General features: G+C 60.6%; 23 protein-coding genes and 2 pseudogenes. 14 read left to right on the forward strand and 11 right to left on the reverse strand.

Going from position 1 to position 22070, the window contains the following annotated elements:
• Positions 1–32 precede the first annotated feature (32 nt).
• Positions 33–202: pseudogene (locus QM685_RS08790) on the reverse strand (GMC family oxidoreductase); the annotation flags it as partial.
• Between the two features lie 147 nt (positions 203–349).
• Between QM685_RS08790 and ribBA the strand changes: the two are divergent.
• The 4 genes from ribBA to QM685_RS08810 all read left to right on the forward strand — a co-directional run bounded on the left by ribBA (position 350) and on the right by QM685_RS08810 (position 3763).
• Positions 350–1483 carry a bifunctional 3,4-dihydroxy-2-butanone-4-phosphate synthase/GTP cyclohydrolase II gene (gene ribBA, locus QM685_RS08795; RefSeq protein WP_415114825.1) on the forward strand — a complete coding sequence of 378 codons (1134 nt, stop codon included), beginning with the start codon at positions 350–352 and terminating at the stop codon, positions 1481–1483.
• 60 nt (positions 1484–1543) lie between these two features.
• The gene (ribH, locus tag QM685_RS08800; protein WP_415114827.1) at positions 1544–2056 is read left to right on the forward strand and encodes a 6,7-dimethyl-8-ribityllumazine synthase; all 513 of its coding nucleotides are present in this window, start codon (positions 1544–1546) and stop codon (positions 2054–2056) included.
• Positions 2053–2487, forward strand: a complete 435-nt coding sequence (gene nusB, locus QM685_RS08805; RefSeq protein ID WP_415114829.1) for a transcription antitermination factor NusB — start codon at positions 2053–2055, stop codon at positions 2485–2487. The genes ribH and nusB overlap by 4 nt, the downstream gene beginning before the upstream one ends.
• Positions 2488–2566: 79 nt before the next feature.
• On the forward strand, positions 2567–3763 hold the full coding sequence (locus tag QM685_RS08810; protein ID WP_415114831.1) for a pyridoxal phosphate-dependent aminotransferase: 1197 nt from the start codon (positions 2567–2569) through the stop codon (positions 3761–3763).
• Between the two features lie 125 nt (positions 3764–3888).
• Here the strand turns inward: QM685_RS08810 and QM685_RS08815 are convergent, their stop codons facing one another.
• The gene (locus QM685_RS08815; RefSeq protein WP_415114833.1) at positions 3889–5115 is read right to left on the reverse strand and encodes a transglycosylase SLT domain-containing protein; all 1227 of its coding nucleotides are present in this window, start codon (positions 5113–5115) and stop codon (positions 3889–3891) included.
• 625 nt (positions 5116–5740) lie between these two features.
• On the opposite strand from QM685_RS08815, the gene QM685_RS08820 reads away from it, so the two are divergent.
• Entirely contained in the window at positions 5741–7318 is a 1578-nt protein-coding gene (locus QM685_RS08820; protein WP_415114835.1) for a UbiD family decarboxylase, read from the forward strand.
• A gap of 63 nt (positions 7319–7381) precedes the next feature.
• Positions 7382–8062, forward strand: a complete 681-nt coding sequence (locus tag QM685_RS08825) for a LysE family translocator (RefSeq protein ID WP_415114837.1) — start codon at positions 7382–7384, stop codon at positions 8060–8062.
• Positions 8063–8141: 79 nt separating this feature from the next.
• Here QM685_RS08825 and QM685_RS08830 read toward each other — a convergent pair whose 3' ends face one another.
• The 3 genes from QM685_RS08830 to QM685_RS08840 form a co-directional block, all read right to left on the reverse strand.
• Positions 8142–9107: a threo-3-hydroxy-L-aspartate ammonia-lyase gene (locus QM685_RS08830; protein ID WP_415114839.1), complete on the reverse strand. Its 966-nt coding sequence runs from the start codon at positions 9105–9107 to the stop codon at positions 8142–8144.
• Between the two features lie 209 nt (positions 9108–9316).
• Positions 9317–9610 (reverse strand): hypothetical protein, encoded by a 294-nt coding sequence (locus QM685_RS08835; protein ID WP_167046451.1) that lies wholly within the window; start codon positions 9608–9610, stop codon positions 9317–9319.
• Positions 9611–10005: 395 nt separating this feature from the next.
• A complete protein-coding gene (locus tag QM685_RS08840; protein ID WP_415115409.1) occupies positions 10006–10236 on the reverse strand; it encodes a hypothetical protein in 231 nt (76 codons plus the stop codon).
• Positions 10237–10477: 241 nt separating this feature from the next.
• Between QM685_RS08840 and QM685_RS08845 the strand changes: the two genes are divergently transcribed.
• From QM685_RS08845 to QM685_RS08865, 5 genes and pseudogenes are all read left to right on the forward strand, one after another.
• On the forward strand, positions 10478–11407 hold the full coding sequence (locus QM685_RS08845; RefSeq protein WP_415114841.1) for a Rossmann-like and DUF2520 domain-containing protein: 930 nt from the start codon (positions 10478–10480) through the stop codon (positions 11405–11407).
• Between the two features lie 96 nt (positions 11408–11503).
• A complete protein-coding gene (locus QM685_RS08850; protein WP_415114843.1) occupies positions 11504–11824 on the forward strand; it encodes an EthD family reductase in 321 nt (106 codons plus the stop codon).
• 271 nt (positions 11825–12095) lie between these two features.
• A complete protein-coding gene (locus QM685_RS08855; protein ID WP_415114845.1) occupies positions 12096–12659 on the forward strand; it encodes a YggT family protein in 564 nt (187 codons plus the stop codon).
• Between the two features lie 282 nt (positions 12660–12941).
• Positions 12942–13649, forward strand: a pseudogene (locus QM685_RS08860) (IS256 family transposase); the annotation flags it as partial.
• A gap of 65 nt (positions 13650–13714) precedes the next feature.
• Positions 13715–13966, forward strand: a complete 252-nt coding sequence (locus QM685_RS08865) for a transposase (RefSeq protein WP_415115381.1) — start codon at positions 13715–13717, stop codon at positions 13964–13966.
• Between the two features lie 94 nt (positions 13967–14060).
• On the opposite strand, the gene QM685_RS08870 is transcribed toward QM685_RS08865, so the two are convergent.
• Entirely contained in the window at positions 14061–14279 is a 219-nt protein-coding gene (locus tag QM685_RS08870; protein WP_415114847.1) for a hypothetical protein, read from the reverse strand.
• A gap of 371 nt (positions 14280–14650) precedes the next feature.
• On the opposite strand from QM685_RS08870, the gene QM685_RS08875 reads away from it, so the two are divergent.
• Positions 14651–14896 carry a helix-turn-helix domain-containing protein gene (locus QM685_RS08875; RefSeq protein ID WP_415114849.1) on the forward strand — a complete coding sequence of 82 codons (246 nt, stop codon included), beginning with the start codon at positions 14651–14653 and terminating at the stop codon, positions 14894–14896.
• A 619-nt stretch (positions 14897–15515) separates the two neighbouring features.
• Positions 15516–17054: an Eco57I restriction-modification methylase domain-containing protein gene (locus QM685_RS08880; RefSeq protein WP_415114851.1), complete on the forward strand. Its 1539-nt coding sequence runs from the start codon at positions 15516–15518 to the stop codon at positions 17052–17054.
• A gap of 3 nt (positions 17055–17057) precedes the next feature.
• Here QM685_RS08880 and QM685_RS08885 read toward each other — a convergent pair whose 3' ends face one another.
• Positions 17058–18059, reverse strand: a complete 1002-nt coding sequence (locus tag QM685_RS08885) for a BsuBI/PstI family type II restriction endonuclease (RefSeq protein ID WP_415114853.1) — start codon at positions 18057–18059, stop codon at positions 17058–17060.
• Between the two features lie 899 nt (positions 18060–18958).
• Here QM685_RS08885 and QM685_RS08890 point away from each other — a divergent pair.
• Positions 18959–19519, forward strand: a complete 561-nt coding sequence (locus QM685_RS08890) for a hypothetical protein (RefSeq protein ID WP_415114855.1) — start codon at positions 18959–18961, stop codon at positions 19517–19519.
• A gap of 106 nt (positions 19520–19625) precedes the next feature.
• Here QM685_RS08890 and QM685_RS08895 read toward each other — a convergent pair whose 3' ends face one another.
• The 4 genes from QM685_RS08895 to QM685_RS08910 form a co-directional block, all read right to left on the reverse strand.
• On the reverse strand, positions 19626–20510 hold the full coding sequence (locus QM685_RS08895) for a reverse transcriptase family protein (protein ID WP_415114857.1): 885 nt from the start codon (positions 20508–20510) through the stop codon (positions 19626–19628).
• 133 nt (positions 20511–20643) lie between these two features.
• A complete protein-coding gene (locus QM685_RS08900) occupies positions 20644–21021 on the reverse strand; it encodes a hypothetical protein (RefSeq protein WP_415114859.1) in 378 nt (125 codons plus the stop codon).
• Positions 21022–21246: 225 nt separating this feature from the next.
• Positions 21247–21504 (reverse strand): hypothetical protein, encoded by a 258-nt coding sequence (locus tag QM685_RS08905; protein WP_415114861.1) that lies wholly within the window; start codon positions 21502–21504, stop codon positions 21247–21249.
• 176 nt (positions 21505–21680) lie between these two features.
• Entirely contained in the window at positions 21681–21986 is a 306-nt protein-coding gene (locus QM685_RS08910; RefSeq protein WP_415114863.1) for a hypothetical protein, read from the reverse strand.
• Between the last annotated feature and the right edge of the window lie 84 nt (positions 21987–22070).

The raw sequence follows: 22070 nt of genomic DNA on the forward strand, positions 1-22070 counted from the left end.
GCGGGCGTAACGGTTCGCGCCCGCCACAGTTCGCCGCGCAGCGCCGATATCGTGGCAAGCGGTAGGGCTTCAGCCGATGCCGAGCGCCGCCGCGTTCAATTCGTGCGCGCGGTACGGATAGCGCGGGCGCTTCGGCCCCCACGGATAGTTCACGGGCCTGGGCGATCTTCAGCGCGTCCTCGACCTGCGCGTAGTAGCGCCACGTCCCGGCCCTCGTCCACCGGTTCGACGAGCATAGCAACGGCGCCCCTCTCCTCGCCAGTCGGCCAAACGGCCTATGTCGTCCGGCGGAGGCGACTTGGACCCGCGCGTGGCGTAAAATACGCGCTTTCCCGAAAATCTCGCCAACATGACGCTCGCCTCCACCCAAGAGATCATCGCCGAACTGAAAGCCGGCCGGATGGTGATCCTCGTCGACGAAGAAGACCGCGAAAACGAGGGCGACCTCGTGATCGCCGCCGAGTTCGTCACCCCGGAAGCGATCAACTTCATGGCCCGCTACGGCCGCGGCCTGATCTGCCTGACGCTGACCCAGGAACGCTGCAAGCAGTTGAACCTGCCCCTGATGACCTACCGCAACGGCACGCAGTACGGTACCGCGTTCACGGTCAGCATCGAGGCGGCCGAAGGTGTCACCACCGGCATTTCCGCGGCCGACCGCGCCCGCACGGTTGCCGCCGCGGTCGCGCCGGACGCGCGGCCCGAGCACATCGTGCAGCCGGGTCACGTGTTCCCGATCATGGCCCAGCCGGGCGGCGTGCTGGTACGCGCCGGCCATACCGAGGCCGGCTGCGACTTCACCGCGCTCGCCGGCCTCACGCCGGCCTCGGTGATCTGCGAAGTGATCAACGACGACGGCACGATGGCGCGCCTGCCCGACCTGATCGAGTTCGCGCGGGAGCACGGCCTGAAGATCGGCACGATCGCCGATCTGATCCACTATCGCAGCCGCACCGAATCGATCGTCGAGCGCATCTGCGAACGCACGATGCAGACCGCGCACGGCGCGTTCCGCGCGGTCATGTATCTCGACCAGCCGAGCGGCCAGCCGCACATCGCGCTGGTGCGCGGCACGCCGAAGCCGGATCAGGACACGCTGGTGCGCGTGCACGAGCCGCTATCGGTGCTGGATCTGCTCGAAGTCGGCGAATCCACCCATTCGTGGACGCTGGATGCGGCCATGAAAGAAATCGCCGAACGCGATCTCGGCGTGGTGGTGATGCTGAACTGCGGCGACTCGAAAGACCATCTGATCGACGTCTTCAAGGCGTTCGACTCGCAGGAAAAAGCCAACGTACTCAAGCGCCGCCCGGTCGACTTCAAGACCTACGGCATCGGCGCGCAGATTCTGCGCGAACTCGGCGTCGGCAGGATGCAGGTGCTGTCGAACCCGCGCAAGCTCGGCAGCATGTCGGGTTACGGTCTCGAAGTCACGGGCTTCATTCCGATGCCCGGCAGCAGCACGCAAGCCCCGCAAGGCTGATCCGGCCACTCACGCCACGCGCCCCACTCACTGCGCCCACTTAAACACTACGGAATTCACATGGAAATCGGACAATACCAACCGAATCTCGACGGCGACGGACTGCGCATCGGCATCGTCCAGGCGCGCTTTAACGAACCCGTTTGCAATGGCCTCGCGGACTCCTGCATCGAAGAACTCGAACGCCTCGGCGTGACCGGCGAAGACGTGCTGCTCGTCACGGTGCCGGGTGCGCTGGAAATCCCGCTCGCACTGCAAAAGCTCGCGGAAAGCGCGCAATTCGACGCACTGATCGCGCTCGGCGCGGTGATTCGCGGCGAGACGTACCACTTCGAGCTGGTCTCGAACGAAAGCGGCGCGGGCATCTCGCGCGTCGGCCTCGACTTCGGCATTCCGGTTGCGAACGCGGTGCTGACCACCGAGAGCGACGAGCAGGCTGTCGCGCGCATGACCGAGAAGGGTCGCGACGCCGCGCGGGTGGCCGTCGAAATGGCCAATCTCGCGGTCGCGCTCGAGCAACTCGGCGGCGACGACGATGATGAAGAAGACGAGGACGACGAGGAAGAAGCATGAAGAGCGCACGCCGACGCTCCCGCGAACTGGCCACGCAGGGGCTTTACCAGTGGCTACTGTCGGGCTCGCCCGGCGGTGAGATCGACGCGCAGCTGCGCGGCGCGCAAGGTTACGACAAAGCCGACCACGAGCATCTGGACGCGATCCTGCATGGCGTGATGCGCGATTCGGCGGCGCTGTCCGCCGAGATCGCGCCGTGCCTCGATCGTCCGATCGATCAACTGTCGCCGGTCGAGCGCGCGGTACTGCTGGTCGCCGCGTTCGAACTGAAGAATCACCTCGACATCCCGTACCGCGTGGTCATCAACGAAGCGGTCGAACTCACCAAGACGTTCGGCGGCTCGGACGGCTACAAGTACGTGAACGGCGTGCTGGATAAGCTCTCGGCGCAGATGCGCGCCGCCGAGACGCAGGCGGCCCGCAAGAGCTGAGCGCGGCGCGCATGCCGCCATGCGTCGTGGCGGTCATGCGCCGACGTCCCGCTTCTGCTTCTGAACTGGATCTGACTGTATGAACTCCGTGACCGAACCGCTGGCGCGGCTTGCTGCCCGCGTCGACGCCATCCAGCCTTTCTACGTGATGGAACTGGCCAAGGAGGCCGCGCTCCTCGAGCGCGAAGGGCGCGACATCATCCACATGGGCATCGGCGAGCCCGATTTCACCGCGCCCGAGCCGGTCATCGACGCAGCGGCGAACGCGCTGCGCCGCGGCGTCACGCAGTACACGAGCGCACTCGGCCTGCACGCGCTGCGCGACGCGATTTCCGCGCATTACGCCAGGTTCTACGGCATCAGCGTCGACCCGGCACGGATCGTCGTCACCGCGGGGGCGTCTGCGGCGCTGCTGCTGGCGTGCGCGGCGCTCGTCGATCGCGATAACGAAGTGCTGATGCCCGACCCGTGCTATCCGTGCAACCGCCATTTCGTGATCGCCGCCGAAGGCAAGCCGGTGTTGGTGCCGAGTGGGCCGGCCGAGCGTTTCCAACTGACGGCCGCCGACGTCGAGCGTCTGTGGGGCGAACACACGCGCGGTGTGCTGCTCGCTTCGCCGTCGAATCCGACCGGCACGTCGATCGAACCGGCCGAGCTCGAGCGCATCGTGAAGGCCGTCAGGGCGCGTGGCGGCTTCACGATCGTCGACGAGATCTACCAGGGCCTGAGCTACGATGCAAAGCCCGTGTCGGCGCTGTCGTACGGCGACGACGTGATCACCGTCAACAGTTTCTCGAAGTACTTCAACATGACCGGCTGGCGACTCGGCTGGCTCGTGGTGCCGCCCGCGATGGTCAGCGCGTTCGAAAAACTCGCGCAGAACCTGTTCATCTGCGCGTCGGCGCTCGCGCAGCACGCGGCACTCGCCTGCTTCGCACCCGAGACGATCGCGATCTACGAAGCGCGGCGCCTCGAATTCAAGCGGCGCCGCGACTTCATCGCGCCGGCGCTCGAATCGCTGGGCTTCGCGGTGCCGGTGATGCCCGACGGCGCGTTCTACGTATATGCCGATTGCCGCGGCGTCGCGCATCCGGAGGCCGGCAATAGCGCGGCCCTCACCAGGGCGATGTTGCACGACGCCGGCGTCGTGCTGGTGCCGGGCATGGACTTCGGCACGCATGCGCCGCAGGCGTACATCCGGCTGTCGTATGCAACCGCGTATCCGAAGCTCGAAGAGGCGGTCGAGCGGCTGGCGAAGCTGTTCGGGCGGCATTGAGCGAGGCGCGCACGTAAAACGGCGGTAGCGCCCCAAACGCAAAAAGGACACCCTCGAGTGTCCTTTTTTCACACGTGCCAGAGATTTTCAGGCGCGCACCGCCGCGAAACTCAGAGTCGCCTGATTCAGGCTCCAAGCTCCGAAGCCGACGCCACATGCCGCGTCGCACCGGCGCTCGCATCGTCCTGCTCAACCGATTGCGTATGCGTTGCCGGCGCCGCCGACGTCGTCGCCGCTGCCGCCGAGCTCAACGTATGGCCGGTCTGCAGCGTCACCTGCACTCGCTTGCCGTTACCGCCGCTACTGGTTGCGCCGGCCGGAGCCGGATTGGCCGACGCGGTCAGAACCGGCGCCTGCGGTGCGTTGATCGGCACCTTGCGGCCGCGCGCGACGTCGCGCAGACGGCCACGCTCGGCCATCACCTTGGCACCGTAGCCACCGTCGTCCTGCGTGCTCGAACCAACGTAGAGGCGCAGGCCACCCGGCAACGAACCGCCGCGCGCGATGCAATCCTTCAGCACCAGCGCGCCGACCTTGATGTTCGCGAGCGGTTCGAGCGCCGCGCTCTCGCCGCCGAAATACTGGAATTTGTCCGAATGTACCTTCGACATCACCTGCATCAGGCCTTGCGCGCCGACGCCGCTTTCGGCGTATGGATTGAAGCCCGACTCGATCGCCATGACGGACAGCAGCAGCAGCGGATCGAGGCCGACTTCGCGGCCGGTATCGAACGCGGCCTTGACGAGCTCACTGACGGGCTCCTGAGCGACCCGATAGCGGCGAGCGAGGTACGACGCGACCAGCTCCTGCTCATGGCTCGATACGAGCACGCGGTCGTCGCGCGCATCGGCGGACACGCGCTGCGCCGGAATCAGGCGCGCGAGTGCGCTCACGCTCTGCATCGTGCGCGGATCGAGGCCGTTCAGCGCCGCGATGCCCATGCCGGCGGAGCCCGAGCCGTCGAAGGCGCCATCGAAGCTGGTGTTGCTCGCGGTGAAGGTAGTGCTGCCGTCGTTCGCGCCGTCGATATTGATATTGCTGTTCGGGGAATTGGCCGACAGCGACTCGTCGGACGATGCGCCGGCGGTTCCAGCCGGTCCGATGGACGGCAGCGGGTTGCCTTGCAGCAGACGGACGGGGCCCGCCTGCACGGCGGCGGAAATCACGGGCATCAGCCGCGCGGCGAGCATGCCGCGCCAGGTCGGCATCAGCCACAGTGCGAGAGCCAGCACCACGGCGATGCCGCCGACAATGCTGAACAGATGATGACTCAGTCGCGTCCCGCGACGCAGCGCCCCACGCATAATCTGCGCAATACGCTCATCGGGACGCCACGATAACCAGGCGTTCATTCAGATCTCCCATCTTGCATGATCCGCGAATCCCGCCCGGATGATCAGGCGATACCACGTGTTCGCAGAGTCAAGACATCGCATGCTCTGTCTGGTTGGGCAGCAGCGACGTCGGGAAAACGGCAAATACCGTTTGGGGGAGCCATCTCAAAAACAGCCCGTACATGCTCGATGCATGCCGGGCTCGGCTCCCGCGCGAAAAAAACCAGCGTTGATGAACGCCGGCGAGGACTTCAATAGGCCGTTCGTACCCTGCTTGGGAGCGGAAACGGTGACGCGATGCGTCTTAAGAACCGGGGGCGCCGGTAAAAAGGTTAGCGCCCTGCAACCAATGTCGACGGATTCTATGCACGGTTTTATAGATCGTCAACACTATAAGAATCAAAATTTATAACTATTTGTAATTATGAACAGTGTTCAGTTGCTCGATAACCGCGTGCGAGGCGCGTTTGGGGCAATTTGGCCTTAGCCGCCTCGATCAGGCCATTTGGCTGGGTCTACGTGCGCTCGCCAACACAGGTAAAATCGACAATCGCGTTTTTTGAGGCAGGGTCAGGGTTCTCTTTGCCGCTGATTGCCCGCTCTTTCCCCTTACCCGCCGCCCAGCGGCCCCGAACCATCACAGATGAAATACAAAGACCTGCGCGATTTCGTCAGCCGCCTTGAAACGATCGGTGAATTGCGCCGTATCTCGCAGAAGGTATCGCCGAATCTCGAAATGACCGAACTTTGCGACCGCGTGTTGCGCGCGGGTGGTCCGGCTTTGTTGTTCGAGAACACCGGGCAGCACGCGTTCCCGGTGCTCGGCAATCTGTTCGGTACGCCGCGCCGCGTCGCGCTCGGCATGGGGATCGACGCGCAGGCGGGCGTTGGCGACAACGCGGCGTTCGAGTCGCTGCGCGACGTCGGCCGGCTGCTCTCCGCGCTGAAGGAACCGGAGCCGCCAAAGGGGCTCAAGGACGCCGGCAAGCTGTTCTCGCTCGCCAAGGCGGTGTGGGATATGGCGCCGAAGACGGTAAGCGCGCCGCCCTGCCAGGAAATCGTCTGGGAAGGCGGCGACGTCGATCTCGCCAAACTGCCGATCCAGACCTGCTGGCCCGGCGACGCCGGCCCGCTGATCACCTGGGGGCTGACCGTCACGAAAGGCCCGAACAAGAGCCGGCAGAATCTCGGAATCTATCGGCAACAATTGATCGGCCGCAACAAGCTGATCATGCGGTGGCTCGCGCATCGCGGCGGCGCGCTCGATTTCCGCGAGTTCGCGCTGCGCAATCCGGGCCAGCCGTATCCGGTGGCGGTGGTGCTCGGCGCGGACCCCGCCACGATCCTCGGCGCGGTTACGCCGGTGCCCGACACGCTGTCCGAATACCAGTTCGCCGGTCTGTTGCGCGGCGGGCGCACCGAACTCGCGAAGTGCCTGACGCCGGGCGTCGATGGCCTGCAGGTGCCCGCGCGCGCCGAGATCGTGCTCGAGGGCTTTATCCACCCGCAGGACGGCGAGCCCGCCCCTGCTCCCGCGGGCGCACCGCCGCGTCCGTCGAAGGGCGGCGCGGCGCGCTACGAACACGCGCTCGAAGGTCCGTACGGCGACCACACCGGCTACTACAACGAACAGGAGTGGTTCCCAGTCTTCACGGTCGAGCGCATCACGATGCGGCGCGACGCGATCTACCACTCCACCTACACCGGCAAGCCACCCGACGAGCCCGCTGTGCTCGGCGTCGCGCTGAACGAAGTGTTCGTGCCGCTGCTGCAGAAGCAGTTCACCGAAATCACCGACTTCTATCTGCCGCCCGAGGGTTGCAGCTACCGCATGGCGATCGTGCAGATGAAGAAGAGCTACCCCGGCCACGCGAAGCGCGTGATGTTCGGCGTATGGAGCTTCCTGCGCCAGTTCATGTACACGAAGTTCATCGTCGTCGTCGACGAGGACGTCAATATCCGCGACTGGAAGGAAGTGATCTGGGCGATCACCACGCGTGTCGACCCGACGCGCGACACGGTGCTCGTCGATCGCACCCCGATCGACTATCTCGATTTCGCGTCCCCGGTGGCCGGACTCGGCTCGAAGATGGGACTCGACGCGACCAACAAGTGGCCCGGCGAAACCGACCGCGAATGGGGGCGCCCGATCATGATGGACGACGCGGTCAAGCAGCGCATCGACGGCTTGTGGAACGAATTGGGCCTCGGTAAGCCCTGAGCCTTGAGCCCCAAGCCGCGCCACAAAACAACGAACCACGGAATGGATGGAGCGGTTGCCCGGATGCACGCCTTTTCAATGATGTCGGACGGATTTTTTCTGTCGCTGTCGCTGTGCCTCGATATCGGTCTCGTCAATGTCGCCATGATTTCGCTGACGCTGTCGCATGGCTTCCGGCCGGGTTTCTGGCTCGGTCTCGGCTCCTGCGTCGGCGACCTCATTTACGCGACGCTCGCGCTCGCGGGCATGGCCGCGCTGCTGCAATTCGAATCGGTGCGCTGGGTCGTGTGGGTCGGCGGCGCGGCGATCCTGCTGTTTCTCACATGGAAGATGGCGCGCGAAGCGATGTTCCCGGCCACGGCGCCCGCGGTGGCCGGCGACGGCAATACCGGCGGCCCGCATCTGTCCGCGTGGCGCGGATTTCTGCGCGGTGTGCTGCTCGCGGTGTCGTCGCCGTCGGCGATCCTGTGGTTCGCGGCGGTCGGCGGCGCGCTGATCGCGAAAGCCGGTGCGACGAGCCCGAAGACCGCGCTGATCTTCCTCGGCGGGTTCTTTCTCGGCGGGCTGTGCTGGACGCTCTTTATCTGCGGGCTCGGCAGTCACGGGCGTAAGCGCGCGGGCACCGGTCTGCTGCGCGTTTGTCACGTGCTGTCGGCGCTGCTGTTCGCGTATTTCTCGTACAGCGTGATCGTCAACGGGTATCACGATCTGATCGTGCAGGGCACCACGCCGCTGGCAAGCTGAAGCGTGAAGCGTCGAACCGACAGGAAAACGGCTCGCATCTGCGAGCCGTTTTCCATTCAGGCGGAGTGAATCAAAGCGCTCAGGCGAGATACTGCGCGAGCTTCGGCAGATCGACATTGCCGCCGCTCACCACCACGCCGACGCGCTTGCCCTTCACCGGCACGATGCCGTTCAGCACCGCCGCCGCCGCGAGGCAGCCGGTCGGTTCGACGACGATCTTCATGCGCTGTGCGAAAAAGCGCATCGTGTCGATCAGTTGCGCGTCGCTGACCGTTTCGATTCGCGCGACCAGCTTGCGGATAACCGCGAACGTGTAGTCGCCGAGATGCGTCGATGCGGCGCCGTCGGCGATCGTGCGCGGCGTGTCGATATGCACGATCTCGCCGCGCGCGAGCGATTGCTGGCCGTCGTTGCCCGCCTCCGGCTCGATGCCGATCACCGTGCATTGCGGGCTCAGTGCCGCCGCCGACAACGCGCTGCCGCTGATCAGCCCGCCGCCGCCGAGGCACACGAACAGCATGTCGAGCGGGCCGGCTTCGTCGATCAGTTCCTTCACCGCGGTGCCCTGCCCGGCGATCACATGCGGATGATCGTACGGCGGAATCAGCGTCATGCCGCGCTCCCCGGCAAGCCGCCGGCCGATTTCCTCGCGGTTTTCCTTGTAGCGGTCGTAGGTGATCACTTCGCCGCCGTAGCCTTTCGTCGCGGCGACCTTGGCTTCGGGTGCGTCGTGCGGCATCACGATCGTCGCGTGGATGCCGGCGAGACGCGCCGACAGCGCGATCGCCTGCGCATGATTGCCCGACGAATAGGTCAGCACGCCCGCCTTGCGCTGCTCCGCGTCGAAATGCGAGATCGCGTTGTACGCGCCGCGAAACTTGAACGCGCCCATGCGCTGGAAGTTTTCGCACTTGAAGAACACGGACGCGCCCGTGCGCTCGTTGAACGTGCTCGACGTCAGGACGGGGGTGCGGTGCGCGACGCCTTCGAGGCGTGTGGCGGCGTCGAGAACGTCATTAAAGGTGGGAGCGGGAAGCGCTTGCATCGGCGAAACTCTCCAGAGAGCGGTGGCGAAACAGGCATTCTCCCAGCTTCGCCGATGCTTTGGAACGACGCTTGCGCGGCTCGCCGTACTGGACGCGGGAATCAAAAAAAGTGGCCGCACCAAACAAAACGGCGTAACGCCGGCCCTCAAGCCGGCGTTACGCCGTCGACATTCCGCGCGCTCTAATGCTGCTTCACGCGCGCTCGCGATTAGCGGCGGTAGTATCCGTGGCCGTAGTAGCCACGATAGTACCCGTGCCGATAGTAAGGACGCCCATACCCGTAATAGCCGCCGACGACCACCGGAGGCGGCGCGACCACGACCGGCGCATAGACCGGCGGCGGGGGCGGTGCGTAATAGACGGGCGGGGGCGCCGCATACACCGGATACGCCGGCGCGATCGGTACCCCAATACCGATACCAACGGAAACGTGCGCCTCAGCGGCTCCGGCAAGCCCCAAGCCGAGAGCGGCTGCAACGACAAACGGAACGATCTTTTTCACTTTTCTTCTCCTAGCGCGGCCTGCCAAGGTCGCCGACTGCGCATGCCTCGCATGCTGTTGAATCAATGTATCGAAAAAGCCCCGGCCTGGCTGTTCGCATTTGTTGCAAATTGCAATTGACGACACGGCACGCGCACCGGCGTGCCGCCAGCGTATGCGCGAAGGCCGACGTGACGGGAGCAAAACAGGCCGGGAATCAAGGGGTTGGGAAGGGATTGAGCGGCACTGCCCGCTTGCGCGTCAAAGGTGGGATCGCGCTGGCGCGCCGCAGTTCGCATTCCGGTAATGTTTGATTACAAATTCGCTTCAATCCTGACAGCGGGAAGGAATTTCGCATAAAAAATGCCCGGCCAGTCGTCTGGTCGGGCATTTTCTCACCTGCAAAGGACGCGCGGCTAACCGACCTTCACATACACGAATTCGCGGGACACATTCGGCGGCACGTAGGCCCCGCTGATCCGCACCCGCGGCGTCAGGCGCTTTTTCTGATCCCACCAGCGACGGCGCTGCGCGCGCGTCAGGAACCGCAGGTGTTTTCGGTAAGAAAAAATACTCATCTCAACCCTCCCGAATCTCTGACTGCAAAAGAAGTACGAAACAGCAGAAGTACGGAACAGCAACTGCAAAACCGGCTCGTCGAATACTGAACGACCTTGTTCACTTTATTCACAATTGTGAGCAGTTTTCAGGCCCACGGGCATTGCGCCATCCGATGGCCGACCGCGGGTGTCATATCGGCGGCACACTGATCCGACGAAAGCACGCGGGCAAGCCGGGGCAACCGTAAGGGCGGGATCGCGCCCGCGGCTCGCCGGATGCGCGATACTGCTGCTTTTCCTTCGAACGCTCCGTCTGGAGCAGCCGACCATGTCCCAGTCCTCCTTGCCGCGCGTCGGCTTCATCGGCGCAGGGCGGCTCGCGCGTTGTCTCGCGCTGAGTTTTGCGCGCGCCGGCTATCCGGTCACGGCGGTGGCGAGCCGCTCGGCCGATTCCGCACGCCGGCTCGCCACCCAGATCGAACACTGCGCGGCCTGCAACGATCCGCAACAGGTCGTGGACGCCGCCGATATCGTGTTTTTAGCCGTTCCCGACGACAGTATCGGTACGACAGCGCACACACTCCGATTCGCTCCACAGGCGACTAGCGGCAAGGCGCTCGTGCATTGCAGCGGCGCCTCGCCGGTCGAGCTGCTCGCGCCGGCGCGTGACCAGGGCGCCGCGATCGGCGGCTTTCATCCGCTGTATCTGTTTGGCGGCGAGCTCGCCGACCTCGAGCGGATCGCCGGCTGCTCGGTGACGATCGAGGCCGACGGCGCGCTGAAGGACACGCTGAGCGCGCTCGCCGTCGCGTTGCGCTGCCATCCGCTGTCGATTCCACCGGGCGGCCGCATGCTCTATCACGCCGCCGCGCACTATGCGGCGAGCTTCGCGCTCTGCAGCGTTGCCGAATGCGTCGCGCTCTGGCGCACGCTCGGTTTCGCCGAGGACGACGCGCTGCGCGCGCTGCTGCCGATGCTCGCCGGCACGATCGAAACCGCCCGCGACAAGGGCCTGCCGAACGCGCTAGCGGGACCGGTGTCGCGCGGCGACACCGGCGTCGTGCGGAAGCAACTGGCGCTGCTCGAAGGATTCGGCGGCGACCACGCCGCGCTCTACGGTCTGCTGACGCGCCGCGCGCTCAACCTCGCGCAACGCCGCGCGACGCCGCCCGCCGCGATTGAGGCCATCTCCGAAGCGGTGGAAGAATCGCTGAGCCGCTCGCTGAATCAGGCGGCGGCAGGTGCAAGCGTCAAGTAAGCCGTGATAATGTGACGTCCGGCGCGGCAAGCGAACCGCCAGCGAGCCTTTCGCTCGCCCGCGCCACGCTTCGGGATCAACAGACGAGAACGCACAATGATCAAGGTCAGCATCCTCTATCCGTACCGGGAAAACGGCCGCTTCGACATGGACTACTACTGCGCCACGCACATGCCGCTCGCGGCAAGGCTGTTCGGGGCGGCGCTCAAGGGCTGGTCGGTCGACGCGGGCATCAACGCCGGCCCGCCCGGGACGCCGCCGCCGTACGTGGCCGCGGGTCATTTCCTGTTCGATAGCGCGGATGACTTCTATAAAGTATTCAAGCCCGCCTCCGGGCAACTGTTGGCTGACATCCCCAACTACACCGATGGCGGCAACGGCACGATTCTGATCAGCGAGGTCCGGATTTCCGTGTGATGCCGGACAGACAGCAGGCGAGCCGCGGCGCGCAATGGCGTCGAGCCGCTAGCTGACGAACATGGCTCGAAGCCACGTAACGCAGTTCCGCGCGAATCACCGCAAGCAGCTCGCGCGGCCGCATCAGACAGACAAAACAGACGAGGCGTGAGGCGCCGTTGCGTGAGCAAGGCACCCGCGATTCCCAACCAACCGCCGGCGCGCACCGATCGGGCGATGCCGGTAGCCCGCGGCCGGCCGGCGGCCGTCATCTGAAGCATAAGGACACGAGATGTTTGGCGATATCGCCCGTTTTCTGCTCAATACCATCTTCACGCTGTTCGGCGCGGCGCTGCTGCTGCGCGCCTGGCTGCAGGTCGTGCGCCTGCCGCCATACAACCCGGTATCGAACGCCGTGATGCAGGCGACCAACTGGATCGTGCTGCCGCTGCGGCACGTGCTGCCGAGCACGCGCAACATCGACTGGGCGAGTATCGTCGCGACGCTGATCGCGGCGATCATCTACGTGGTGCTGATGGTCGTGCTCACCGGCGCCGACCCGCTCACGCTCGTGCCGACGCTGCTGATCGTCGCGGTGCTGACCGCGATCAAGTGGGCGCTGAATCTGATCATCTGGATGACGATCCTGATGGCTTTGCTGTCGTGGCTCAATCCGCGTTCGCCGGCGATGCCGATCCTGTATCAACTGACCGCGCCGTTTCTGAATCCGCTGCGCCGCGTATTGCCGCAGTTCGGCGGCATCGATCTGTCGCCGATCCTGCTGTTCGTGATCGTGCAGGTGCTGCAGATGGTGGTCACGCGGGCGGCGGTTCAGTTGACTTATTTTGTGATCTGATCGCGCGGTAAGGCGGGCTGACGCGCGGTGGAGAGCCTCGTGTCATGTTTGCGTCGCCGCTGCTTGCCGGTGCATGCGGCGGCTACCCTCCAGTTCTTGTACTTATTGCGGTTTCAACGGACCTATCCGTAATTTCGTGGGCGAGGCATAACATGAGGGGGTAAATGCTCATGGATATGCCGATGAAGAAGAAGCGCACGGTTGCAGCTCAGGCAGCGGCCCAAAGCCCTGCTGGATGAATTGGTCAAAGGCCCGATGACACCCGCCCAGGTGCAGGACCTGATGCTGGCGTTCAACAAGGCGGTCATTGAACGCGCGGTGAGCGCTGGGATGAACATGCATCTGGGCTACCGGCCAGGGCAATCCAAGCCAGCCGGGCAGGCCAATGAACGCAATGGCGCCAGTGGCAAGACGGTGATCACCGACCGGGGTCCGGTAAGAGTTGAATTGCCGCGTGACCGCGACGGCAGCTTCGAACCGGTCCTGATTCCGAAGCACGAGCGCCGGTTCAGGGGTTTCGATGAACGCATCATCGCGATGTACGCCCGCGACATGAGCGTACGCAAGATCCAGGCATTTCTCGCTGAGGCCTATGGCACCGGGGTCTCGCCCGATTTCATCAGTTCGGTTACCGACGAGGTCATGGCCGAAACGCTGGCCTGGCAGAGCCGCCCGCTCGAGCCCATGTATCCGGTATCCGGTGGTATTCCTCGACGCCCTGCGGGTGAAGATCCGCGATGATTGCGTGGTCAGCAACAAGGCGGTTATCTTGCGCTGGGCATCCAGAGCGACGGGCAGCGCGACGTGCTGGGCCTGTGGATCGAGCAGACCGAGGGGGCGAAGTTCTGGCTCAAGGTGTTCAACGAACTCAGGACGCGCAGATGTCAGGACATCCTGATCGCCGTGGTCGATGGTCTGAAAGGACTGGCCGAAGCAATCGGTACCGATTATCCCAGGACAGCTGTGCAGACCTGCATCGTGCACCTGATCCGCAACAGTCTGGAGTACGCTAGCTATAAGGATCGTAAGGCCCTCGCGGCGGCGCTGCGGCCAAAATCTACGCGGCCTCGAATGAAGCGGCTGCGCAGCAGGCCTTACAGGTCTTCGCTGAGGGTCCTTGGGGCGTCAGCTACCCAACGATTGCGCAATCCTGGAAGCATGTCACGCCGTTCTTCGTGTTTCCGCCAGAGATCCGACGGGTTGTGTACACCACAAACGCCATCGAAAGTCTGAACATGCAGTTGCGCAAGATCATCAAGACGCGCGGCCACTTCCCCAATAACGAAGCGGCCATCAAACTGCTGTAGCTGGCATTGCGTAACGTGCTTCCAAAGTCCGTACGCCACGCCTATGACTGGAAGTCCGCCATGAATCAATTTGCCGTCCTGTTTGGCGACCGGTTCACGCAGGCGCGCGGGTAACGATTTTTTTTAACCGCCTCGCCCACAAAAATGCGGACAGGTTCGTTTCAACTGGCCGCGAGGCATCGTAGCCGCGACAGGAACCGAAAATATCCGGCCTACCGGCGTGGTTGAAGTCAGCAACGATCTCCGTACGCTGACGGAACCAGCCAATTAAATCTGCCGCATCAAGTAGTGTCTTGCACCCATCAACGTTCATCTACCGCCTCCAGAATTCGGAGTGCTCGTTGACGGGTTATACATCAGCATCGCCACGAAGAGGTGTTCTTCGCCCAGTTGGAAAGAACTATGAATCAGCAGCGGTCGCCTTAATCAACCGCAATCATTGCAAGCAATTCGACCCGGCTGTTCACTCATGCGATGAACGCTTCAAGCTGACTCAATTCGTCCGACCCCCGTGAGACTGGTTTCGAGTTTGACCGTTTGATTTCATCCCGTTCGTTTTTCCGGCGACTGTGGCAGTCTGCCATAGCGGCTTCAAATTGTCACTTATAGTGAGTGTTACTATAAAGCGTGGATTCATAGAGGTCAAATTCATATCCTCGGTTGGATGCTTTTGGACGTTCATCGATGGATTACGATCCGCTAGAAATGTTTGGAAAACGGTTGGTGGAACTGCGAAAGGCGAAGGGCTGGTCGCAGGAGACACTCGCTCTCGAATCGGGCTTAGCACGGTCGTACGTTGGCGGGATCGAACGCGGTCAGCGGAATATCGCGCTCTACAATATCTGTGTCCTCGCCAAAACCTTGGGTGTCACGCCTGATGAAATGCTGGAGTTCAATGTCGCCCACACCAAAGCACACCGACACAAATAGCCAATTAGAAATCAAGGGCGACAGCTGCAATGCTCGGCTCGCTCTGGCTCGACGTCAGCGCTACCGCCGACTATCGACGTATGCGAGCCATGCCGACTCAATCTGCAATGCCGATAGCTCGCCGGTTTCATGTCCCGGCATGTCTTTGAGAAATGTCAGCAGCCTGTCCGTGAAATCTAGCCGTGAAAGGCCACCGCCAAAGGCTTCGCGAATCGCGCCTGCCAGCTCGCGAATCTGGTCGGTGGTCAGCGGAGGAAATCATTGCGATGTTAGGTGTCGTCTATGCGACGACTATCCCGACAGTTCGCGGGTCAACATAACGAAGGGCCATCGTTGAGTCTGAGCGACTAGCACAAGCCGATTGCGCTGCTTGCTCCATGCCTATCGCTACAGCTCAACCAGCGCTGGTCGCGCCCCCTTGCGTCCCTCCCATAGACAAATCATCTGATGTTAAGTTTGCCGCGCAGGAATTGATACTGCACGACAGATGTGGCTGGACATGGATGTGTGGTACCTCATGCCCTAGCCGAACGTTCTAGTAGCAGCTTCCACGCTGCGCGGGGATAATGTAGGGCAAGACGAAATGAAGGCTGCATAGCCATCAGGATGGTGATAGATAGTGAGTGAATCGACGCAATTATTGGAAATGTCCCAGCAAATCGCCCTAGCGATCCGCCACGCCGACATGGCACGCCGCGAAATCTCCCCGATCCTTGACCCCAAGCAGCGCAGCAAGCTAGGACAGTTTATGACGCCTGCCCCCGTTGCTATGTTCATGGCTGGACTATTCGACCAGTTCCCCGAGACTGTTCGCCTCCTCGATGCGGGCGCGGGTGTGGGCTCGCTAACTGCCGCTTTCGTCCGGGAGATCGTCGGCCGGAAGGACCGCCCTCGATCCGTTCACGTCACCACCTTTGAGGTTGACTCGCTTCTCAGACGATACCTTGCAGAAACACTGGCCGCTTGCGCTAACGAGTGCGAAGAGGCGGGAATCGCCTTCACATCTTGCATCGTCGCGGATGACTACATCCTCCACTCTGCAGAACCTCTCCTGTCGAAGCATTCCGCGCCCGAGCAATACGATTGCGCCATCCTTAATCCACCTTACGCGAAGATCAACACCGGCTCGAAGACGCGCAAGGCATTGAGCGGTATGGGCATCGAAACAACCAACCTTTATGCGGCTTTCGTTGCCGTCGCTCTCGATCAGCTCAAGCCCCGTGGCCAGCTTGTAGCAATCACGCCGCGCAGCTTCTGCAATGGCTCCTACTTCGAGCCGTTTCGGCGCCTCATGTTAGGGCACTCTGCACTGCGTAAGATTCATGTGTATGAGTCGCGGAAGCACGCATTCAAAGATGATGAGGTCCTACAAGAGAACATCATCTATCAACTCGTCAAAGCCCAGCCGCAACCCACAACGGTCAGTATCTCGTTGAGTCACGGCCCGCAAGACCTCGACGCAACTGCGCGCGATATTCCGTTCGCGGAAGTAGTGTTGCCCAGTGATCCGCATGCGTTCATTCGGTTAGCAATCTCAGAGGAAGACGGCAATCTTGCCCGACGTGTGCGCGCACTTCCCTGCTCGCTTGGCGACTTGGGTATAACTGTCTCAACCGGCCGCGTTGTGGACTTCCGCGCACGCGACTTCTTGCGCAAAGACCCGGAACCGGGCAGTGTACCGCTGATCTATCCCTGCCATTTCAACGAGGGATTTGTGTCGTGGCCCAAACTGGGTGCGAAGAAGCCGAACGGCCTTGTTTTGAACGAAGCGACGGCGGCGTTGATAGTCCCACGGGGAACTTACGTGCTGACTAAACGCTTCTCCTCAAAAGAGGAGAAACGGCGATTGGTAGCCGTCATCTACGACCCCGCACGTGTCGAAGCAGAGGCGGTGGGCTTTGAAAACCACCTCAACTACTTCCATTTGAATGGCAAGGGGCTTTCCAACGACCTTGCACGCGGGCTCGCGCTATTCCTGAACTCGACCGCAGTTGATCACTATTTCCGCCAGTTTAGCGGTCACACTCAAGTCAACGCCACAGATCTGCGCAATCTCCACTATCCGACCGTGGAGCAGCTTGAAGAGGCGGGCCGCCGTCTTGGCGAAGAACTTCCGGGACAACAACAGATAGACGCGATTTTGGAAGCCTTTCTCTAGCACCTACTCGAAGGAACCGACCCAGAAGTGTTTGGCTGGGTCAGATTGAATCCAGATGTAGCTGCCCACAGCGACGTTTCCTTGGGCACCCTGTCTTGCGGCGACCTCCTTCCATGTAGGATAAGCCGTGGTGAAATCAATCCCCGCTTTTCCGCAACGCGCCGCAAGCGTCCGAAGCTGGTTCACCTTATGAAGGTCCACCTCGCCGTCGCTGGTCACGGCCTCAATAACCCACAGCCGGTCAGTCGCTGGGTTCCACAGAAGCACATCTGGCATCGCGTCCCCGAGCCACAACTCAATACCCGCTCGAGACAACACCTCACGATCTTGGTTAGTAATCCGGTCGCCATCGCCATCATCGACGTAGACGACCTCAAAACCGGGCAGGAAACGAGTCGCATAGTGGTCAATGCTCGCCCGGATGAGATCGCTGTGTCCGGTGTCCACCAGTTGCCTAGATGCTTCTGCCATGGCGGCTTGAAACTCCCGGCGCCGTCTCGCTGCGTCCAACTGTGCCCACGCAGCGAGCATCCCAGGCCATTGGTCATCTGGAGCCTGAAGGATTGCCTTGAAGTCCTCAGTCAACCGATAGGACGAGTTAGGTGACTTGGCAACGACATGGCCGAAAATGAACTCATTGCCGTGAAGCAATATCGGTTCGATGCCACCCAGTTCACGAAGCGGCTTGATCCAATAGTCCCGACCTTCACGATCCAACTTTCCATGTCCTCGTTGGATGATGCCGATATGGCAAGCTAAGTGCGCAGTACTCGCGCCGTGACAGAATTTCGTCCCAGCTGGAGCTTTTGAAAACCAACTGTCGGTCTGGTCATCGAGAAGCGCAAATACACCGTCAACAAGATCCGCATTGTTGCTGAGATCTAGACGCCCGAGGACTTGCCTGATTTTTTCCTTCGTAACTCCTTGGAGAGAGGCTGGTACAGCGGCGCCTCCGCCTTGTGTCCGCGCATCGCGCAACCTTGCTACATCGTCATGTAATGCCATCTTGGCTTGCACCCCACAGTATTTGATCACTATGAATGGTATGAGCCATCTCAGAATGTGTCCATCACTGGCGACGAGAAACCGGTGAAACTGGCATCGTCACCGACGACGCTCGCTCACGGCGAAGCCAGCAAGAACTTCAGGAGTGAATACACTTTTCACGCCACTAACCACGATCCCAGCTCCCAAAAGCGCTAAAATCCCTGTAAAATTATCGGTTCCGCGGGCGTCGTATAATGGTAATACCCTAGCTTCCCAAGCCCCGGCGCGTTAAGCAACACCACTATCCACGCGCATTCTCACGTCGGGTTTTCTCCCGAGTCCACGTAGCCCCACTGTTCATGCGGGCTTCACGGCGATGCCAGTTCTCACGCCAGCAACGCTTCGGATAAGCTGCTGTATGGCCTCATGGAAAAAAAGCCGCACTGTTTTCACAGTGCGGCCGCTGACCTTTAACCAGCGCAAGAAAAACTAATTGGGATACGAGCGCCAGTGCATGCGCACATTCTCAGTGCGACCAAATCTGAACCGAACATACTGTCGCACCAACACGCTCTTAGGGTTGGATGCACGTAGCATATCCATCCTCACAGAGAATCGAAGGCAATAGTTGCCCACAACCCCTTGAGCGTATAAGCTCTAGGCCGTCTTCCGAGACGAAGCTGTAGGTGGCAGAGGGGTGCCTTCACCACCTTGCCAGAAGCCCCCGCGACGTTGGCGCGTCGCGGGGGCTTTTATTTTTCGAGATCCCATCGGTCCTACTGCGGTGCGAACCGATACCTCTTCTCTGCCCACCTGTTGCCTACCTTCTGTGGGGCACAAAATCGCACTTGGGACACAAGTATAGGGCACAAACATCTCTTTGTGTCACAATATCGCCGACCCTGGTGGAAATTGTGATGACAGAAAGCAAACCCTACATTCTCAAAACCCGCGTTGACGCACCTACCGCTGACGCCTTCACAATCATTTGCGCTGCCGAAGGAACAACGCCGAGCGAGATGCTTCGGAATTTCGTCGTTGAGACAGTCAGAAGGCATGCTTTGACAGCAGGCGCGTTCTCCGTCGAAATCGAGCTAGGTCCGCCATATGGACGCGGAGCATTGGAACTCGACGAATATTACGTACGAGCGACCTTATCAGCTAACCGGTCAGGCCTCGTCCCTGATCTCGTTCCGTTCTTGCTTCCAGACTTCGCGGTAGGGAACAACGAGCCGTTCCGCGTTGACTCTTTTTATACCCATCGGTTGGCTATGCCGAACTCGCGAAATGAGGCAGGTCGCCTGCTGGGTTCGAAGATGATGGCGGGAGCATGGGAGGGGGCAATTTTCCTATACAGACGTGAGGACATTGGGAAGCCGGAAAATTGCTTTACGGAAATTAAGGAAGCGCTAATGCGGCAAATTCTCAGGGGCCTCGTCACGACTCTCACGGCTCAAGACATACCCGATCTCTTATAGGCGTGACCTGACGATAGCGTCTCGCCCGAACAGATTCATTCTGAGCATCGAGCGTCTGCTCCGTGTTCAATAAAATCCAATCGGCCGGGCGTCGCGGCTGAACAGATCACCATGGAACGGTTGAATTGCCCTCAAACCCGACAGACACTCCCATGTCAGTCGAGGAATCTCTTTTCGCCACCATTGGGACAAGTTGCAATTGTTCGCGTATAGACGAGAGGCGTTGCTTCAACGCTTGTCCCTCAGTGGAGTGAAAACGTGCAAGCATACTGACGCGACCTGTAACGGACGGCAACAGCGCTCGCGCCTCCGAAAAAGCCCCGGCCGCGAATGTCAGCTCAAGTTTGTGTACGGCAGCACGAATCTGACCTCTCTGCTGACCTGATAAGCTTGGATCGCCGTTGACACCAAGCTTCGTTGCTGTGATGCGGCCGCTCGCCGTCTGGATTTTGTGTTTCGAACGTTTGGCAGCATAGCCGTGCCGAGCCAGCATTGCGTACACGACTGCGATCACTGATTGCTTATCGATATGAGCAATGCCAGTGCTGGAAGAAACACAAACATCATCAACATATCGCGAGTAGCGTATCCCTCGTGACGCCATCTCCGCATGTATCACTGGCTCGACACGCCAAAAAACGAGATTCGCGACATGCGGACTCGTGATGGCGCCTTGTGGAAGAGCACCATCTTTACTGCAAAGAGCAGCTAGGCAGTGCGCCACGTCGGCCGAAAAACCGAAGAACTGCGACCAGACTTCCTGCACGAGATGCTGCGTGGTCGAGGGAAAAAATCCTTGGATGTCTTCGCTAATCAGGATCTTTGAATTGCGATGCAGCAGCGCGTTCGTACGATAGTCCTGCCCCTTCACACTGCCAGTCAAATAGTTTGGGAACCTTACTCGATCGAGAATGGCCAGCTTGATCCGCCGATGAATGTCTTTCAACACCGGCGTGGCGTCGAACGTTTCGCGGAACGTACGCTCTGCCAATCCCCGCTAGTGCGAGCGCAGGGATAAAGAAAAGCAGAAAAATCCAAAAGCTCGCGACCAGTGTGCGCCAAAGACGCTCGAACATCGCGAAAAATCCGCTTCCCGAGTTATACGACATGCCCCCGCCCCGCACTTAGTAGATCGCGTTATAACCTTTCGATGTCAGGTAATACTCCCACAGTCCCGTGCACTCCAGCATCCCGTCTTCACACAGCGAGTCCAGAGCTGCCCCAAGATCCCTCTTGTCTTTGGGGTTCAGCCAGTCCTGAATATCGAGCTCCCAAAAGTCTCGCTTCATGCAGTCCGTTGTCTCGGTCCTCTGCCATTGAATATGGGAGAGGATCTTCTTTTTCGTTGACTCGTAGCGGTCCACGGCAGGAGTCAAAGCAACTTTCGCCTCGACTCTCGTCAGTTGCGGTTTCATTGAAGCAAGAATTTTCTGCATCAACGCTTCTAGCTGGCGCAGCTCTTCAGTCCCAGCGCCAGTGATACTGATTTCCAGTTTGATCATCCGAATTCACCCCGTTTGTCTTGCGATTATTTTCCCGTGACCATCAGCGAGTGACGAACGGAATTGCTCTCACGTTGTCACTTATAATGCGTGTCACTATAGAGCGTGGATTAAGAGGTTAAATCCATATCCTCAGTCCGATGTTTAGACCTGCGAGAATGGATTGATTACGCCTCGCTGGAGTTATTGGAAAAACGAGCGGCGAAACTGCAAAAGGCGGAAGCATTATTCTAATTTTCGTCTCTCTGCTTCGCGCTTTTCAGCAATAGCAGCTTGCCCGACAATGAAATAAAGAAAGCAGGTAATCGCAAAGGCATAGATGGTCCTCATTGGCTCCCCCGGGCCACCTCCTCCGACCTCCGTGTAGAGATGCATTGCTGCGTTAAGCAAAAACGGAAGTGCGCCCCAAACGTATGTTCGTCCTTTGTTTTTTGCGTACACGCCAAACGCGAGTGCTGCTAGGAACGACACAATATCGAACATTTTTTCCTTGTTTTTCTGTTGATGAAGCTATCATCAAGGATACGAACAATCGTATTTTCAACACGCTGCTCTCGGACAGCATCGGGCGCGCCCGGTTGAGGGATATGTTAAATAATTTCTGCTTTTTCATTCCCGCCCTGCGATTGGCACCATCAAGCTCGAGCCCACGTTCAGCACTAGTTCGAAAAACAATCATCGGGCAGACCATCAATTACTTTATCTACCTGAGCCTTACGAACGTTCAACGGCCATGAATTCGTGGGGCTTGCAATCGAAAGAAGCGCACGAGCACCATATTGACATGCAGGAGCTTGACTCATCGTCGAGACTTTATCGCGTACTGCGTAATAGAAATCGACTTCGGGGTCCTGTGCCGCTCCTTCGGAGCCCCCATTGGAATGGGAAAACGCCTTATATGCAACAAATGCCAAGACGAAAAAACCAACGATCATCAGCGGCCGCTTGGATTTAATATTCCCCATAAATTTCCCTGAAAATAACTTACGCCTACGATCACTCTGATTCTATGAATCGGCAACCCGGCGAAACAGTCAGGGAAATACGGG

Source organism: Paraburkholderia sp. (assembly GCF_047605525.1).
GTDB lineage: Bacteria > Pseudomonadota > Gammaproteobacteria > Burkholderiales > Burkholderiaceae > Paraburkholderia.

Bases quoted from the DNA above. Each gene is read 5' to 3' on its own strand.
- QM685_RS08875 (WP_415114849.1), top strand. From the start codon at position 14,651: ATGGATTACGATCCGCTAGAAATGTTTGGAAAACGGTTGGTGGAACTG.
- ribBA (WP_415114825.1), top strand. From the start codon at position 350: ATGACGCTCGCCTCCACCCAAGAGATCATCGCCGAACTGAAAGCCGGC.
- QM685_RS08830 (WP_415114839.1), bottom strand. From the start codon at position 9,107: ATGCAAGCGCTTCCCGCTCCCACCTTTAATGACGTTCTCGACGCCGCC.
- QM685_RS08845 (WP_415114841.1), top strand. From the start codon at position 10,478: ATGTCCCAGTCCTCCTTGCCGCGCGTCGGCTTCATCGGCGCAGGGCGG.
- QM685_RS08855 (WP_415114845.1), top strand. From the start codon at position 12,096: ATGTTTGGCGATATCGCCCGTTTTCTGCTCAATACCATCTTCACGCTG.
- QM685_RS08820 (WP_415114835.1), top strand. From the start codon at position 5,741: ATGAAATACAAAGACCTGCGCGATTTCGTCAGCCGCCTTGAAACGATC.
- QM685_RS08850 (WP_415114843.1), top strand. From the start codon at position 11,504: ATGATCAAGGTCAGCATCCTCTATCCGTACCGGGAAAACGGCCGCTTC.
- QM685_RS08810 (WP_415114831.1), top strand. From the start codon at position 2,567: ATGAACTCCGTGACCGAACCGCTGGCGCGGCTTGCTGCCCGCGTCGAC.
- QM685_RS08900 (WP_415114859.1), bottom strand. From the start codon at position 21,021: ATGATCAAACTGGAAATCAGTATCACTGGCGCTGGGACTGAAGAGCTG.
- nusB (WP_415114829.1), top strand. From the start codon at position 2,053: ATGAAGAGCGCACGCCGACGCTCCCGCGAACTGGCCACGCAGGGGCTT.
- QM685_RS08825 (WP_415114837.1), top strand. From the start codon at position 7,382: ATGCACGCCTTTTCAATGATGTCGGACGGATTTTTTCTGTCGCTGTCG.
- QM685_RS08885 (WP_415114853.1), bottom strand. From the start codon at position 18,059: ATGGCATTACATGACGATGTAGCAAGGTTGCGCGATGCGCGGACACAA.
- QM685_RS08905 (WP_415114861.1), bottom strand. From the start codon at position 21,504: ATGTTCGATATTGTGTCGTTCCTAGCAGCACTCGCGTTTGGCGTGTAC.
- QM685_RS08815 (WP_415114833.1), bottom strand. From the start codon at position 5,115: ATGAACGCCTGGTTATCGTGGCGTCCCGATGAGCGTATTGCGCAGATT.
- QM685_RS08890 (WP_415114855.1), top strand. From the start codon at position 18,959: ATGACAGAAAGCAAACCCTACATTCTCAAAACCCGCGTTGACGCACCT.
- QM685_RS08870 (WP_415114847.1), bottom strand. From the start codon at position 14,279: ATGAACGTTGATGGGTGCAAGACACTACTTGATGCGGCAGATTTAATT.
- QM685_RS08910 (WP_415114863.1), bottom strand. From the start codon at position 21,986: ATGGGGAATATTAAATCCAAGCGGCCGCTGATGATCGTTGGTTTTTTC.
- ribH (WP_415114827.1), top strand. From the start codon at position 1,544: ATGGAAATCGGACAATACCAACCGAATCTCGACGGCGACGGACTGCGC.